13 protein-coding genes are annotated in these 15,313 nt (G+C 72.0%); 5 read left to right on the forward strand and 8 right to left on the reverse strand.

Annotated features, from left to right (window positions below; all coding sequences use genetic code 11):
• Positions 1–50: 50 nt before the first annotated feature.
• On the reverse strand, positions 51–1,394 hold the full coding sequence (locus AB0I77_RS23630; RefSeq protein ID WP_363284637.1) for an FAD-dependent oxidoreductase: 1,344 nt from the start codon (positions 1,392–1,394) through the stop codon (positions 51–53).
• Positions 1,395–1,639: 245 nt separating this feature from the next.
• On the opposite strand from AB0I77_RS23630, the gene AB0I77_RS23635 reads away from it, so the two are divergent.
• Positions 1,640–2,122: a DUF6214 family protein gene (locus AB0I77_RS23635; RefSeq protein ID WP_363284638.1), complete on the forward strand. Its 483-nt coding sequence runs from the start codon at positions 1,640–1,642 to the stop codon at positions 2,120–2,122.
• Between the two features lie 89 nt (positions 2,123–2,211).
• Here the strand turns inward: AB0I77_RS23635 and AB0I77_RS23640 are convergent, their stop codons facing one another.
• Positions 2,212–2,865, reverse strand: coding sequence for a DUF305 domain-containing protein (locus AB0I77_RS23640; RefSeq protein WP_363284639.1), 654 nt, complete (start codon positions 2,863–2,865; stop codon positions 2,212–2,214).
• A gap of 202 nt (positions 2,866–3,067) precedes the next feature.
• Between AB0I77_RS23640 and AB0I77_RS23645 the strand changes: the two genes are divergently transcribed.
• Complete coding sequence (locus tag AB0I77_RS23645) at positions 3,068–4,570, forward strand: hypothetical protein (protein ID WP_363284741.1); 1,503 nt, start codon at positions 3,068–3,070, stop codon at positions 4,568–4,570.
• Here AB0I77_RS23645 and AB0I77_RS23650 read toward each other — a convergent pair.
• The 5 genes from AB0I77_RS23650 to AB0I77_RS23670 all read right to left on the reverse strand — a co-directional run bounded on the left by AB0I77_RS23650 (position 4,558) and on the right by AB0I77_RS23670 (position 8,599).
• A complete protein-coding gene (locus tag AB0I77_RS23650; RefSeq protein WP_363284640.1) occupies positions 4,558–5,283 on the reverse strand; it encodes a helix-turn-helix domain-containing protein in 726 nt (241 codons plus the stop codon). The two genes, AB0I77_RS23645 and AB0I77_RS23650, sit on opposite strands and share 13 nt — an antisense overlap.
• A 163-nt stretch (positions 5,284–5,446) precedes the next feature.
• Positions 5,447–6,142 carry an HAD family hydrolase gene (locus AB0I77_RS23655; protein ID WP_363284641.1) on the reverse strand — a complete coding sequence of 232 codons (696 nt, stop codon included), beginning with the start codon at positions 6,140–6,142 and terminating at the stop codon, positions 5,447–5,449.
• An 81-nt stretch (positions 6,143–6,223) separates the two neighbouring features.
• Positions 6,224–6,895 carry a phosphatase PAP2 family protein gene (locus tag AB0I77_RS23660; RefSeq protein ID WP_363284642.1) on the reverse strand — a complete coding sequence of 224 codons (672 nt, stop codon included), beginning with the start codon at positions 6,893–6,895 and terminating at the stop codon, positions 6,224–6,226.
• A gap of 93 nt (positions 6,896–6,988) precedes the next feature.
• Positions 6,989–7,921, reverse strand: coding sequence for a M56 family metallopeptidase (locus AB0I77_RS23665; RefSeq protein ID WP_363284643.1), 933 nt, complete (start codon positions 7,919–7,921; stop codon positions 6,989–6,991).
• Between the two features lie 138 nt (positions 7,922–8,059).
• Entirely contained in the window at positions 8,060–8,599 is a 540-nt protein-coding gene (locus AB0I77_RS23670; protein ID WP_363284644.1) for a DUF5134 domain-containing protein, read from the reverse strand.
• A gap of 212 nt (positions 8,600–8,811) precedes the next feature.
• On the opposite strand from AB0I77_RS23670, the gene AB0I77_RS23675 reads away from it, so the two are divergent.
• The 3 genes from AB0I77_RS23675 to AB0I77_RS23685 all read left to right on the forward strand — a co-directional run bounded on the left by AB0I77_RS23675 (position 8,812) and on the right by AB0I77_RS23685 (position 14,234).
• Positions 8,812–10,938 carry an FUSC family protein gene (locus AB0I77_RS23675; protein WP_363284742.1) on the forward strand — a complete coding sequence of 709 codons (2,127 nt, stop codon included), beginning with the start codon at positions 8,812–8,814 and terminating at the stop codon, positions 10,936–10,938.
• Complete coding sequence (locus AB0I77_RS23680) at positions 10,935–11,492, forward strand: MarR family transcriptional regulator (protein ID WP_363284645.1); 558 nt, start codon at positions 10,935–10,937, stop codon at positions 11,490–11,492. Before AB0I77_RS23675 ends, AB0I77_RS23680 begins: the two co-directional genes overlap by 4 nt.
• 135 nt (positions 11,493–11,627) lie before the next feature.
• Positions 11,628–14,234 (forward strand): cellulosome protein, encoded by a 2,607-nt coding sequence (locus AB0I77_RS23685; RefSeq protein ID WP_363284646.1) that lies wholly within the window; start codon positions 11,628–11,630, stop codon positions 14,232–14,234.
• Here the strand turns inward: AB0I77_RS23685 and AB0I77_RS23690 are convergent.
• Positions 14,231–15,283: an aldo/keto reductase gene (locus AB0I77_RS23690; RefSeq protein ID WP_363284647.1), complete on the reverse strand. Its 1,053-nt coding sequence runs from the start codon at positions 15,281–15,283 to the stop codon at positions 14,231–14,233. The two genes, AB0I77_RS23685 and AB0I77_RS23690, sit on opposite strands and share 4 nt — an antisense overlap.
• Positions 15,284–15,313 lie beyond the last annotated feature (30 nt).

The raw sequence follows: 15,313 nt of genomic DNA on the forward strand, positions 1-15,313 counted from the left end.
CGACGCTGTTGCCGATGTGTGTCATGCCCAGCCAGTTGCCCGCGATGCCGCTACGAGGCGTCCGATCGCGCCGCAGACAGCAGGGATTCCCAGTCCGGCAGCTTGACCACACCCCGCCCGAGCGAGGCCCCGAGCTCCGCTTCGGCCCGCTCGATCGCCTGCCACCCCGCCCACTCGACCGGCTCGATCCCCTCGGCCCGCAGCGCCGTGAGCGGGTCCCCGGGCAGCTCTTCGTGTACGAGGACGGGGGCGTCCTCCAGCAGAGACGTCACCGTCTCCTTCGCGCAGGGCCGGTTGGTGCCGATGACGCCCGTCGGGCCCCGCTTGATCCAGCCCGCCACGTACTCGCCCGGCGAGATCACGCCGTCGCGCAGAACTCGTCCGGCCTGGTGGGGGACCGTGCCGGTCGCCGGGTCGAACGGCAGTCCCTCCAGCGGTACCCCGCGATAGCCCACCGAACGCAGCACCAGCTGCGCCTCGATGTCCTCGAAGCGGCCCGTGCCCCGCACCCCGCCGCGTCCGTCCGGCGCCGTCCGCTCGAAGCGCACCGCGCCCACCCGTCCGGCGTCGGCGAGCAGTTCGACGGGACGCAGGAAGAACCGCACCCGGATCCGTCGGGGCGCCCCCTTGGCCGGGGCCTCGGCCCAGCCGCGCAGCACCTCCACATTGCGGCGCTGCGCTGCGGGCAGCCCGGAGGGATCGAGGTAGCCCGGGTCCAGCGCCAGCTCCTCCGGGTCGACGGCCACCTCGGTGTCCGGCAGGGCGCCCAGCTCACGCAGCTCCTTGGTGGTGAAGCGGGCCTGGGAGGCGCCCCGCCGCCCCACCATGTGGATCTGGGTCACCCGGCTCGCGGCCAGCGAGGTGAGCGCCGCCTGCGGCATGTCGGTGGGGCTCAGCTCCGCCGGGCCCCGGGCCAGCATTCGTGTGACGTCCACGGCGACGTTGCCCACGCCGATGACCACCGCCGACCGGGCGCCGAGGAGGAAGCGCTCGGGCGCGGAGTCGGGGTGCGCGCTGTACCAGGACACGAACTCCGTCGCCGACCAGCTGCCCGGCAGGTCCTCGCCGGGGATGCCGAGACGCCGGTCGGTGGCCGCGCCCACGCAGTACACGACGGCGTGGTACAGCTCCCGCAACCGCGTGGCCGGCACGCCGCCGGGGCCGACCTGGACACCGCCGAAGAACCGCACCCGCTCGTGCTCCAGGACCGTCCGCAGATTGTTCTGCAGCGACTTGATCTTCTCGTGGTCCGGCGCCACGCCGTACCGCACCAGGCCGTACGGACACGGCAGCCGGTCCAGGACGTCGACGAGCACCTCGGAGTCCTGCTGGACGAGGCTCTGGGCGGTGTAGCACCCGCTCGGTCCCGAGCCGATGACGGCGACACGCAGCACGGCGGAACTCCTAACCCGAGGGATCGACCAACCGAGGGATCGACCAGCTCGAGGGATCGACAGAAGATCGCTCTCGCTTCCAGGATCGCACCGCCACCCCTCCTCTGACAGTCCGCTGACAGGGTGCTGTGCGGAGGACGGGCACGCGTGTCCGTCCGCAGGGGATGTGATCATGCGGTTACGTTGCGTGTGTGCTAGAAGCATCCTTTCTTAATCTTTCTGATCGTTGTCCGACGGACGGCACCGTGTCCGTGCGGCCCGCGTGGGAAGTGCGGGAGGACGGGGGCGCGACGACGTGGTTCGACGTCCGGCTGGAGTTCACCGACGGCGCCCGGGTCGACGCGCTCGCCGTGGTGTCCGCGCAGGGCGTCTGTGTCGAGGACGTCCGGGCCCAGCCGGCGCTGTCGCTCGACGATCTGGCCGTGTTCGCGGACTGGATCGAGGACCCGCTCTGCGAGGCCTGCGGAGTCGGGCCCGGGCGGGTCGCGGGGCCGGACGCGGGGCTTGACGCCGAGGCGGCCGGATCGCGCCGGGCCCGTCCCGCGTGGCCGCGCGGCGTCGAGGGGCGGTGGCTCGTCGCGCAGCGGTACCGCGCGGCCCAGGAGGAGGGCGCCGACCCGGTGCTCGCGGTGATGTGCGCGACCGGGCACAGCCGTCGCAAGTCGCTCAGGCTGATCGCCCAGGCGCGCGACGCGGGTTTCCTGACGCCACGTCACGCGCGCCGCTGAGCGGGCCTGTTACTACCGGCTTCTCGACATTCGCGCCGGTCCCGCCATCCCCGCCATTCCGGCCACCCCTGTCATCCCTGTCAGCCCCGTCACAGCATGTCGCGCATCCGCGTGATCTCGCTGGTCTGCTGGGCGATCACGTCGTCGGCCATCTCTTCGATCCGGATGTTGTTGCCCTGTGCCTTGGCGTCGGTGGCCATGGTGATCGCGCCCTCGTGATGGGTGATCATCAGAGTGAGGAAGAGCTGGTCGAATGCCTTGCCCTCTGCCGCCCGCAGCTTCTTCAGCTGCGCCTCGGTCGCCATGCCGGGCATCGTGGCATGGTCGTGGCCGTCGCTGTTCTCGTCCTTGCCGTGTTCCTTCAACCAGCCCTGCATACCGCCGATTTCCGGTCTCTGGGCCGCGGCGATCCGCTCGGCGAGCTTCGCGACCTTCGGTGACTGGGCCCGGTCCGGGACCAGTTCGGTCATCTCCAGGGCCTGGGTGTGGTGCTCGATCATCATCCGCGCGTAGGCGATGTCCGCCGAGTTGGGGGAATCGTCGTCGGTGCGCTGCTCTTCCGCGTCCTCGGCGGACAGCGTCCGGTTCGCCTCGCCGGGCTTGCCGGGTACGAGCACCGAAGGGCCGGTCGCCGCAGCCGGCTTGGGCTCGGATCCGGAGTCGCAGCCCCCGAGTCCGAGCACGGCCAGAGCGGCCAGCGAGGCCGCGATGAGGGGGGCGCGGGACGCACGGGGGAAGAGCACAACGACCTCCTGTGGCAGGCGGGATGGGGCAGCCTCGGGGACACCTCGTGAGTGTCGATGACCGTCCTAGCACGCTTGAGCGCGTGACTGATCAAAAACCTTTATTACGTGTTCGTTGCCCCCTGTTGATATGTGCATGGTCACGACGATACTTCGGGGGTGCGTGAACCGTTCCGACACGAACGGCACCAGGGAGGAAACAGTGATCCTGTTAAGAGAACCCCGAACCCGGCGCAGACGCCTGGGAGTTGCCGCGGCAGCCGCCGGACTCCTGGCCGCGCTGCTGACGGCCGGACCGGCGGTCGCGACCCCCGACCCGGGGGACGCTCCGGCCGCGAGTGAGAAGGTGTCCAAGAGCGCCGAGGCCGAGGCCAGGGCGGCGATCGACGAGGGCGAGATACCGGGTGTGGACGAGATCGTCCACTCCGACAACATCGAGCACCTCGTCAACATCCCCAAGGACGTTCTGCCCGGCACCAATTCGGACCTCGCCTTCCAGGGCAAGTACGCCTTCTCGGGCAACTACGACGGCTTCCGCATCTTCGACATCAGCAACCCGAAGGCGCCGAAGACCGTCTCGCAGGTCCTGTGTCCGGGCTCGCAGAACGACATCTCCGTCTCCGGGAACCTGCTGTTCCTGTCCACGGACTCCTCGCGCAGCGACAGCAGTTGCAACAGCACCACGCAGCCCGCGACCGAGAAGTCGTCGTGGGAGGGCATGAAGGTCTTCGACATCAGCGACAAGAAGAACCCGAAGTACGTCGCCGCCGTCGAGACCCCCTGCGGCTCGCACACCCACACCCTGGTCCCCGAGCGCAGGAACGTGTACGTCTACGTGTCCTCGTACTCGCCGAACGCCACCTACCCCGACTGCCAGCCGCCGCACGACGGCATCTCCGTCATCAAGGTGCCGCGCGGCGCCCCTCAGAAGGCGGCGACGGTGGGCTTCCCGGTGCTCTTCCCCGGCGACGGCCCCGACGGCGGCGGCAACCCCGGCGCGCCCACCAACCCGGGTGTCTCCAAGACCACCGGCTGCCACGACATCACCGTGCTGCCCTCGAAGGACCTGGCGGCGGGCGCCTGCATGGGCGACGGCATCCTGTTCTCCATCAAGGACCCCGAGCACCCGAAGGTCATCGACCAGGTGCAGGACAACGTGAACTTCGCGTTCTGGCACTCGGCGACCTTCAACCAGAAGGCCAACAAGGTCGTCTTCACCGACGAGTTGGGCGGCGGCGGTGCGGCCACCTGCAACGCGGAGATCGGCCCGAACCGCGGCGCCGACGGCGTCTACGACATCGTGGGCAAGGGTGACCAGCGCAAGCTCGTCTTCCGCAGCTACTTCAAGATCGACCGCCACCAGGCGGACACCGAGGTCTGTGTGGCCCACAACGGTTCGCTGATCCCGGTCAAGGGCAAGGACCTCATGGTCCAGGCCTGGTACCAGGGCGGCGTCTCCGTCTGGGACTTCACGGACTCCGCGCACCCGAAGGAGATCGCCTACTTCGAGCGCGGCCCGGTCACCCTGGACCGGGTCACCACCGCCGGCTCCTGGTCGGCGTACTACTACAACGGCTACATCTACTCGAACGACATCGCCAAGGGCTTCGACGTACTGAAGCTCAACGACCGGCGCACCGACCCGGCCAAGTGGGTCCGCATGAGCGAACTCAACGTCCAGACACAGCCGGACTACTTCGACTGACCGGACTGGCTGCTGTGGCCGGCCCGACCGGGCAGGCCGTCGGGGCCGCACTCCGGTGCGGCCCCGGTCGCGAAGAACCGCGACAGATCCGAGTCGCCCGTCCCGCCGGACGCCACCGCGGTGTCCGGCGGGACTCCCAGCTCCCAGTCGAGCCGGTAGCGCTCGAACAACTCGGCCCGCAGGACCGGCAGGGGCATGGGCGCCCCCGGGACCAGTGCGGCGAAGACCGCGCCCATGAGCAGGGCGCGCAGCGTGGGGTAGTCCGCGTCGACGTCCGCGGAGCCGTGGCGGGCGACGGTGTCCCGCAGCAGCTGGGCCAGGCGCTGCTGCTCCGGGCACTGCACGAAGCCCTCGGCTTGAAGGATCCCGGCCATGTGCTGGCGCATCAGCAGGGGCTGGTCCCGCGCGAGGCCCAGGATCGCGTCGATGGCGCGCGCCATCCGCTCCCGGCCGTCCTGGGTGCGCGGCTCGCGCTCCAGCGCCTCCTCCAGCGTGCGGTGCATCAGCCGGTGTACGGCGGACTGCACGAGCGTGCGTTTGCCGGGGAAGTAGTACGACACCAGGCCGCGCGCCGAGCCGGCTCTGTCCGCGATGTCGCCGAGTGTCGTGGCCTCGTATCCGTGCTCGCTGACCAGCTCGATGGCCGCCTGAAGGAGCCGCTCCCGGGAACGCCGCCGCAACTCTTCGTTGACCGAGGCGCTGCGCGGGGACATGCTGTAACTCCCGTGTTGACTGGCTGCCAGCCAACTATACTCGGACGAGTCCGGACCGACGCCCGTAAGGGCTGGTCGGGGCTGCCGTCCGCCCTGGGTGCCGCGGGGGAGCGTCCAGGGCGGTCGGGACTTTTCGGTTGCCCGGTCGGCTTCGGTTGCCCGGTCAGCCCACCCGGTCCAGCACCGGCCGCAGCCCGTCGGGGCGCTGTGCCACCGGCAGGTGGTCCACGAAGTGCACCCCGCACCCCAGGGCGGCCGCACCGCCGTCCGCGCGCCGGTCGTCGCCGACCATGAGGGCGTCCGGCGCCTCGACACCGAGCGCCGCGCAGGCGGTCTCGAACAGGCGCGGGTCCGGCTTCTGGATGCCGTGCTCGTACGACAGCACGTAGACGTCGATGTAGGGGTCGAGGCCGTGCTCGCGGAACACCGGCCGCAGATCCCAGCCGATGTTGCTCACGACGCCCACGGCGATCCCGCGCTCGCGCAGCGTGCGCAGCACCCCGGCGGCGTCGGCGTACGGGGCCCAGGCGGCCGGGGTCATGTGCCGGTCGTACAGCGCGTCGTGCAACGCCGGGTCGGGGAGCGGTACTTGGCGGGAGAGGCCGGTGTACGCGGCCCGGTGCAGCTCGGCGCTCTTGTCACGGATGTCCCAGAGGGAGGCCAGCTCGTCGGGGATCCGCTGCACGGGGGAGGCCGTCCCGCCCGGCAGGGCGCCCACTCGCTCCAGTGCGTCCGCGGTCCGCAGCAACTCGGGCTCGGCGAGGGAGAGTTCGGCCTGGGCCAGGACAGCCCGCAGCCAGGACTCGGAGGACTCGATGCGGAAGAGGGTTCCCGAGAAGTCGAACAGCACGGCAGCCATGGGGGCGATCCTACGGGGCCGCGTTCCGCTCGTGTTCCGCTCGATCGGCCCGCTGCGGCGGAACGCCGGGTAACGCCGGGTTCATGCCCGCCACCGCACGAGGACCGTCACCGCCAGGGCCACCATCATCGCGCCCATGAGCCAGCCGCCGACGACGTCCGAGGTCCAGTGGACGCCCAGCCACACGCGGGTCAGGCCGACGCCGACGACGGAGACCCCCGCCACGGTCAGGGCCGTGTGCCACAGGGCGCGGTCGGCGCCGTGGCGGTGCAGCAGCCACAGGAGCAGGCCGAACACGACCGTGGCGGTCATGGCGTGGCCCGACGGGAAGGCCGCGTAGTGGGCGGAGTCGACGGGGTCGGGCCAGATCGGCCGGGCGCGTCCGACCGCGGCTTTCAGGGACTGCTGGAGCAGCGTGCCCAAGGCGCAGGTGGCCACCAGCCATCCGGCCGTCCACCAGTCCGCGCGCCGCCACACCAGCCACACCGCGGCGACCGCGGCGACGATGCGCATCGTCCACGGGTCCCAGACCCAGTCCGTCAGAATGCGGGACGCCTGGGTGACGCCGTGCTCGTCGACCGCCCAGCGATGGGTGGTGCGCGAGATGTCGCCGTCGACGGCGATCAGGGGATGCCAATCGGCCGCGACGAGCGCGAGCAGCAGCGCGGAGCACAGCGCGAGGATGCCCGTGGCGCGGGCGGCGGTGCGGTGCGCCGGCGGGCGGGGCGGGGAATCGACGGGCGGGGTGTGCATGCTGCGATCCTCGCCGACGTGTGGGGCGTGAGGCCAATCCCGGGGATCCCGGGCCGTACCCGGGCGCCCTCCAGGTGGCCCCCGCCCGGCCCGTCACCCCAGCGCCCGCAGTCCCGGTACGAACGCCACCAGTACCGGGACGACCGGCACCAGCGTGGCCGCGGCCGTCAGCCGTAGTCGGCGAGCCGGCGTGAAGCGGTCCGGGGGAGTGAGCAGCCGGTGCACCCGCTGCGGCACATGCGCCTGCGGGGTCGGGCAGGGGCCGAACACGCCCCGGTCCTCGTTGAGTTCCACCAGGGCGAGCGCGGTGGTCAGCCGGCCGAAGCGGCGGGAGGCCATGTCGTCGGCGGCGAGTTCGACCAGGCGGTGCATCTCGTCGCGGAACGCGGCGAACACCGGCACCTGCGGGAACCCGCCCGCCAGCGCGCCCGAACAGTGCAGCAGCCAGTCGTGCCGGGCCTGCGCGTGGCCCTCCTCGTGGGCGACGAGGGCGTCCAGCTGCCGGCCCTTCAGACGGCGCAGCGCGGCCGTGGTGACGACGAATCGGGGGGCCGCCCCCGGCAGCCACCAGGCGTCGGGCCGCTCGCCCTCCAGCACCACGAGCGGGCTGCCGGGTTCCTCGCCGGGCAACAGCGGTGCGCGGACGAGGAGTTCGGCCCGGCGCAGCCGACGCCGGGAACGCGCCCGTACGACCTCGCGGACCAGCATCGCCGCACTCCACACCCCGCCGCACGCGAGCGCCACCGCCGTCGTCGCCGCCCACGGCCCGGCCGCGCCCAGCGGGTAGGCCTCCACGACGGCATGCGGCGCCGGGGCGAACACCTGGCCGCCCACCGCCTGCCAGGCCGCCGCCGCGCTCAGCGTCATCGACAGCGCACAGCACAGCAGGACGGCCGCCACCACGCACTGCCACACCCACAGCGCGAGCACCGGTTCACGGTCAGCCCAGTCGGCCCGGGCCATCAGCCGAGGGGCGACGACGGCGGTCAGGGCGCCGAGCAGCAACAGTGCCGCGGGGAGCATCATGGGGGCAGCTTATGAGCGTCGCGCCGCTCAGGGGTACGGCCCGCGCGGCCGAAGTGACGCAAGCAACGGTTTACGTGCGGCGGATCAGGCATGGCGTCGTACCCACCGGCGTCACCATCGGCACGTCACATCGGCACGTCACATCGTCAGCAGCATCGTCACCATCGCGATCCCCATCGACAGCCGGCACGCCCGCGCCAACTCAGGCCGGTCACCCCACGCCACGGCCCCGCCACCGCCGGCTACCGGCACCAGCCGCACCCCGGACAGCAGCACGTACCCCGCGAAGTAGAGCAGCAGCGCCCCTGTCACCGGCGCGACCCCGGCGCCGCCGTGCCCGGTGTGCGAGCCCGGGGAGGCGGCCATGACCACCGCCATGTAGACCATGGCCGAGGTCCCCACGAGGTGGTGCAGATGGTGGGCGTCGGTCCGGGCCGCCCACAGGGCGTGCAGCCCGGCCGCGCCGAACACGACCGCGTAGCCGGACCAGGCCCACTGCGGCGGGGTGAACACCGCCGCCGGCACCGCCATCGCGGCCATGCCAAAGCCCATCAGCGCCTCGCTGCCCGCGGCACGGCGCTGCTCCTCGACACCGCTGCGCATCCGCAGCAGGCAGTAGGCCCCGGTCGCCGCACACAACGCCACCAGCAGCCAGCCGGGCGAAATCGGTCCGTGCACGGGCACCTCCCCGCTCGACGGTCGGTCAAGGAATGCCCGGGCCGTGCGGCGCGCAAGCGAGCGCAAGGGGGCAAGCGGGGAGCACTCGGCGGAGCACAGCAGGTCAGCGGCTATCATTTACAGGTAAAACACCTGTTAATCTCTCTCTCGTGAGCCGTACGCCCCCTGCCTCCGACGCGCCGCCCGCCCGACGTCTCCCGCTCGCCGGCACGCTGCGCGTCGGCCGGCCCTCCGACATCTGGTTCAAGCCCGCGCTGAGCGTGGTCGTCGCGGTCGCCCCGCCCAACCTGACCCTCCTGGCGCTCGGCCGGCTCGACCTCGCGATGTACACGATGGCCGGATCCCTGTGCGCGCTGTACGCCCACAACCGCCCGTACGCCGCCCGGGCCCGCGTCCTGGCCGGGGTGATCCTGGGCATGCTCGGCGGCCTGGCCGTCGCCCTGGTAGCGGCCTCGCTCACCACCAGTGCCGTCGTCCTGGTCGGCGTCGGTGCTCTCCTGGCCGCCGTACAGAAGGTCCTGTGCGATGCCACCCGCGTCGGACCGCCGGGCAACGTGGTCCTCACCTTCATCAGCTCCGCCGCCCTGTTCGCGCCGCAGACCCTCGGTCAGGTCCCCGCGCATCTGGCGCTGGGCGCCGTGGCGGGCGGCTGGGCCTGGCTCGTCGGCATGGCGCCCGGGCTGCCGCGCCCGCACGGCCCGGAACGCCGCGCCGTCGCGCACGCGCTGAACGCGGCCGCCGCGTACGCCGCCATGCACGGCGCCGGTGACAGCGCCGGTGACGACCGGGGCAACCCCCACGCCGTCGCGCACGCCCTGAACGGGGCCGCCGCGTACGCCGCCATGCACGGCGCAGGTGACAGCGCCGGTGACGACCGGGCCAAGTCCCGCGCCGCCGCGGCCGCCGCCGTGCAGGCCGCCTGGCAGTCGCTGCTCTCCGCCGGTGCCCGCACCGCGCCCCGGCGCCGTCTCGAACGGCTCGTCGTACGCGCCGAAACCGCCCTCGCCGCCCCCGCGGACACGAACCCGGAACGGCTGCGCACCTGGGCCCGCGCCCTGCGCGGCACCGGACCGATCCCGCGGGCGGACGAACGGCCGGCGGAGACTGGCGAACTCGGCCGGGCGGAGTCTGGCGGACTTCTTGGCCGGGCGGAGGCCGGCAAACTCCTTGGCCTGGCGGAGGTCGGCGAACCCTTCGGCCGGGCGGAGACCGGCAACCCTTTCGGCCCGGTCGGGACTGGCGAACCCCTTGGCCCGGTGGAGTCTGGCGAACCGCTCGGCCTGGCGGAGGTCGGCAAACCCTTCGGCCCGGTCGGGACCGGTGAACCCCTTGGCCCGGTGGAGTCTGGCGAACCGCTCGGCCCGGCGGAGACCGGCAAACCCTTCGGCCCGGCGGAGACCGGCAAACCCTTCGGCCCGGCGGAGACCGGCAAACCCTTCGGCCCGGCGGAGGCCGGCGAACCCTTCGGCCCGGCGGAGGCCGGCGAACCCCTCGGCCCGCCCGAGACCGACGAACTCCTCGGTGTGGACGCCGAACTCGCCGTCCCCGCACCCCGATGGTGGAGCAGGCTCGGCCTCGGCCCGCTGACCCCGCTCGCTGTCCGCACCGCGCTCGGCTGCGCCCTCGCCGGCTACGTCTCCCTCGCCCTCGGTGTCGGCCGCCCCTACTGGGCCTTGGTCACCGCCGCCTCGCTCTACCAGGCGAACCTCAGTCTCACCTGGAGCCGGGGCGTCCAGCGCGTCGTCGGCAACCTCGCGGGCGTCCTCCTCTTCGCCGCCGTGGTCCCGCTGGCCCATCTCGGCCCGGCGGCCCTGGTCCTGTGCAGCCTCGCCCTCAACTTCGGCGGCGAGGCGCTGATCAGCCGCAACTACTGGCTCGGCAGCGTCTGTGTAACCCCGATGGCGCTGCTCATCACCGAGTTCGCCGGATATCAGCAGCCCGGCCGGCTGATCACCGAGCGGGTCGTGGACACCCTCGTCGGCACCCTGGTCGGCCTCGCCGCGGCCGTCGCCGTCACCAACCGGCGCGCGGGCGACCGCGTCGAGCAGGCACTGTCCGGCGTCGAGCGCTCCCGCGAGCGCGCCGCCCGCCTCCTGGCGGAGCCGCACCCCGCCCCGGGCGCCGTGGAAGCCGCCCGCCGCGGCCTCACCGCCGCCCTGGTCGAGCTGCGCGCCACCGTCGAGGCCGCGTCCGGCGAGTGGTGGCAGCGTGCCGTGCCGCACGAGAGGGTCGTGCTCGCCGAGCGGTCGGGACACCGTACGCTCGCGACGACGGCACGGCGCCAGGGGCCGCACTCGGCCCCACGCACGGACACAGCGACGGAGGACGTACGGCCATGACGGCGACCAGCGGACGGCCGGCGACGGAACAGGACGCACCCGGCGGGACGAAGAGCGACACCGTCGCCGCGGTCGTCCGGCAGTGGCAGGCGGTCCACCCCGACCTCGACACCGGCCCCATGGAGATCATCGGCCGCGTCAACCGCTGCGCCGCCCTCCTCCAGCAGGCCGAGGACGCCCCCTTGCGCCGGGCCGGGCTCAGCCGCCCCGAGTTCGACCTGCTCGGCGCGCTGCGCCGCACCGGACACGAGCTGACTCCGGGCGAACTGGCCCGCGAGACCTTCTCCTCGGGCGCCGCGGTCACCAAGCGCCTCAAGGCCCTGACCGAGCGAGGCCTGGTGGAGCGCCGCGGCGACACCCGTGACCGCCGCGTCGCCCACCTCCGCCTCACGGACGCCGGACACGAGCTGGTCGACGCCATCCTGCCCGAGCAACTCTCCTACGAGACCGCCGTGCTGTCCGGGATGGCACCGGACGAGCAGGACGAACTGGCCGCGCTGCTCGCCGGCTTGCTCGGGCGGCTGGAGGGCCGCCTGGGAGCCCTGCGCCCCTGATCGTCGTTTCGCCCTGCCCCGGAAGTTTCAAAGACCGGTGCGCCATTGACGTGGCAGACCTGACCTTCTTACGTTCGACCAGGCCGGTTCGGATCATCGACTGGCGTACGACACGCCGGACGAAGGATGGATGCCGTGACCGCCGAAGAATCCGCCGCCCCCTCATCCGAGAAGCCCACCTTCTCTTCCGAGAAGCTCACCGTCGAGCTCACCGCCGAGACGGGACCTTTCCACGGCGGCGCGAGCGGAGCGCTCTACGGGCTGTACGGCGACGGCGTGCCCAGCCGCACCCTCGTCGAGGGCATGTACGTCCGCACGGTCACCACCAAGGCGCAGGACGGCATCCAGCATCCGGGCGCCGACGCGCTGGAGATCCTGCCGTCCTTCGTCGCGGCGGGCGGCAAGGACGTGTACGTCTATCTGCCCGACTTCTACCGGGGCTTTCCGTACGAGTGGCCCGGTGCCACCGGCGAGGAGCGGCTCGCCGGTTTCCTGGAGGTCATCCGCCGCCAGGTCGAACACGTGCTGACCCTGGGCGAGTACAAGTCCCATGTCGTGTACGTCCCGTTCAACGAACCCGAGGGCAACATGTTCGGCGAGGGGGAGTGGAGCTACGACCGGGTCTCCTGGCGCACCGACCCACGGGCCTACTTCGCGGCCTGGGAGAAGGCCTACCGCCTCATCAAGGGCCTCGACCCCGACGCGCGCATCGCCGGACCCAACACCAGCATCCTGTACCCCGAGGTCAGGGGCTTCCTGGAGTTCGCCAAGGCGCGTGACGTGCTGCCCGACGTGATCACCTGGCACGAGCTGTCCGCACCGGCCGAGGTCCGCACGAACGTCGCCAAGTACCGGGAATTGGAACGGGAGTTGGGCCTCGGTCCGCTGCCCGTCAACCTCAACGAGTACGCGCACAACTACCACGTGTCCGTCCCCGGCCAGATGGTGCAGTGGATCTCCGCGATCGAGGAGTCGAAGGTCGACGCCGACCTCGCGTACTGGAACATCGCGGGCAACCTCAACGACTCGGCGGTCGAGGCGAACAAGGGCAACGGACAGTGGTGGCTGTTCAACGCCTACGGACAGCTGACCGGCAGCACCGTCCGGGTCGTCGCCCCGCATCCCCACGCGCAGTACACGCTTCAGGGCGTCGCCACCCTGGACCGGGACAAGCGGCAGGCCCGGCTGCTGTTCGGCGGATCGGGCGGCGCCGCCGACATCGTCTTCGAGGGCGTCGACCCGCACATCTTCGGCGAGACCGCGCACATACGGCTTCAGGAGATCCCCTGGACGGGCCAAGTCGGGGCCAGTGCCCAGCCGTCGCGGCTGCGCGACGACGAACTGCCCGTCGTGGACGGCCGGGTGACGCTGCCGGTGAGCGACCTCGACGCGATGTCCGCCTACCAGGTGATCCTGTCGCCCGGCGGCAACGGGGCTACGTCCCTGCCGCCCTCGGCCGGCCGGCGGCGGACGTACGAGGCCGAGGACGCGACCTACACGGGCAGCGGTTACTCGAGGAACGGGCCCGAGGGATCCCCGTCCGACGTCGACAAGTTCGCCACCTCCGGCGGCTACCACGTGGGCGGCCTGCGCACCGGCTCCGACGGCGTGCTCGCCTTCGACGTCGAGGTCCCGCAGGACGGCACGTACGACGTCAGCGTGTTCGCCAACTCCCACAACCTCGCCGACCTGGTGCGCGAGCAGGGGCCCACCAACGTCTTCCTGCGCGTCGACGGCGAGGCCCCGCGCGAACTGCGGCTGCCGCTCGGCTACAAGTGGGCGGTGTGGGGACACACCGACACCCGCGTGGAGCTGACCGCCGGCAGACACCGCATCACCCTCGCCGCACGGGACCCCGAGCTCGGCGTCACGAAGGGCGAGGCGGTCGTCGACAAGCTGGACCTCGCCCTGCGCACCGACGACGTCACCGCGCTGTACGAGGCCGAGTACGCGGCACTCGCCGGCGGGGCCGCCGTCAGCTACGCGCACCGCGCGGCCTCGGGGCCCGGCGTCGCCGTGCTCCCCCGGGGCGGCACCGTCACCTTCTGGACGCACGCAGCCGACGACGGCGAGGCGAGCGTGACCGTCGACGTCCTCGGACCCGGCGAGGGCCTGCTGAGAGTCAACGGCGAGGACGTCGGACGCGTCGAGCGGGGCGCCATGGCGCTCTTCCTGGCCGGCGGCGTCAACAAGCTCACGGTCACCGGGACTTCGGAACGCCTGATCGTGGACCGGCTGCGCGTCGCCCCGTCCCGCGGCCTGCTGCCCGCCACCGTGTACGGCGCCGAGGAAGCGGCCCTGACCGGCACCGCGAGGGTGACCGGATACACGTACGCCACCGGCGGCAAGGCGGTGGACGGCATCGGCGGCGGACCCGGCAACGCGCTCACCCTGACGGTGACGGCGGACCGCGCCGGACGCCACGCGCTGACGATCCGGTACGCCAACGGCGAGCAGGCACCCGCCACGCACTACAACCCGGACCCCGTCTGCCGCCACGCGGACATCTCCGTCAACGGAGCCGACCCGCACCGCGTCCTGTTCCCCACCACCTTCCACTTCAACAACTTCTGGAACCTCTCGGTCCCGGTCACCCTGGAACAGGGCGCCAACACCCTCACCTTCACCGCCGACGAACTCCCCGACTTCGCCGGCGAGACCAGGAACCAGCACGGTCAGCGCTCCGCCTACGCGCCGGTCGTCGACCGGGTGACGGTGACACCGCTGTTCCAGCCGTTCTAGAGGACGTCGGTCGCGGTACGGCGGTAGGTGGAGCGCCGGTCGTCGATCTCGGACCAGCGGTCGCCGTAGATGTTCCGGGTGATGGCGGGCTCCCGTACGAAGTCGTGCGGGAAGCCGAGCGACACGGCGCTCACCTCGTCGAGGCGGGCCACGGCGTCGGCGTCGAGGCGGACGTCGACGCCGCCGAGGTTGTCGGCGAGCTGGTGCTCCTTGGTGGCCCCGATGATCGGCACGATATTGCCGGGGTGGCCCAGCAGCCAGGCCAGGGCCACCTGGGCGGGGCTCCAGCCGCCCTGCTCGGCGATGTCCAGGACGGCCGTGATGACGTCCTCCTCCTGGGAGGTCGGCTTGTCGTCCTGGAGGTCCAGCCGGCCGGACTCGCCCCGGCGGTACTTGCCGGTGAGCTTCCCGGCCGCCAGCGGCGCCCACGCGAGGACAGCGAGGTCGAACGCGCGGGCCTGCGGCAGCAGTTCACGCTCCGGGGTCCGCTCCAGGAGGCTGTAGCGCAGCTGCGAACCCGCGAACGAGGTCCAACCCCGCAGTTCCGCAAGCGTGTTGGCCTGGGCGATCTCCCAGGCGGGCCAGTCCGAGACACCGAGGTACAGCACCTTCCCGGTGCGGACGAGGTCGTCGAGCGCCCGCATGACCTCCTCGACCGGGGTGAAGTTGTCGCGGGCGTGCACCCACAGCACGTCGAGCCGGTCGGTGCGCAGCCGCTTCAGGCTCGCCTCCACCGACTGCACCAGGTTCTTGCGGTGATTGCCCGCGGCGTTGACGTCGCCCTCGCGGATCCCGCACGTGTACTTGCTGGCCAGTACGAACTCGTCGCGCCGCCCTTCGAGCAGTTCGCCGAGGATCCGCTCCGAGCTGCCGTCGGTGTAGTTGTTCGCCGTGTCGATGAAGTTGCCGCCGGCGTCCGCATAGGCGTCGACGATCCGGCCGCTGGTCTCCTTGGCGGCGCCCCAGCCCCAGTCGTCGCCGACGGTCATCGTGCCGAGGCTCAACTCGCTCACGCGCAGACCGGTCTTGCCGAACAGTGTGTAACGCACGGTGCTTCCCCTTCAGGCAGGTCGTGGGTA

This window comes from Streptomyces sp. NPDC050619 (assembly GCF_040654815.1).
In the GTDB taxonomy this organism is placed as follows: domain Bacteria; phylum Actinomycetota; class Actinomycetes; order Streptomycetales; family Streptomycetaceae; genus Streptomyces.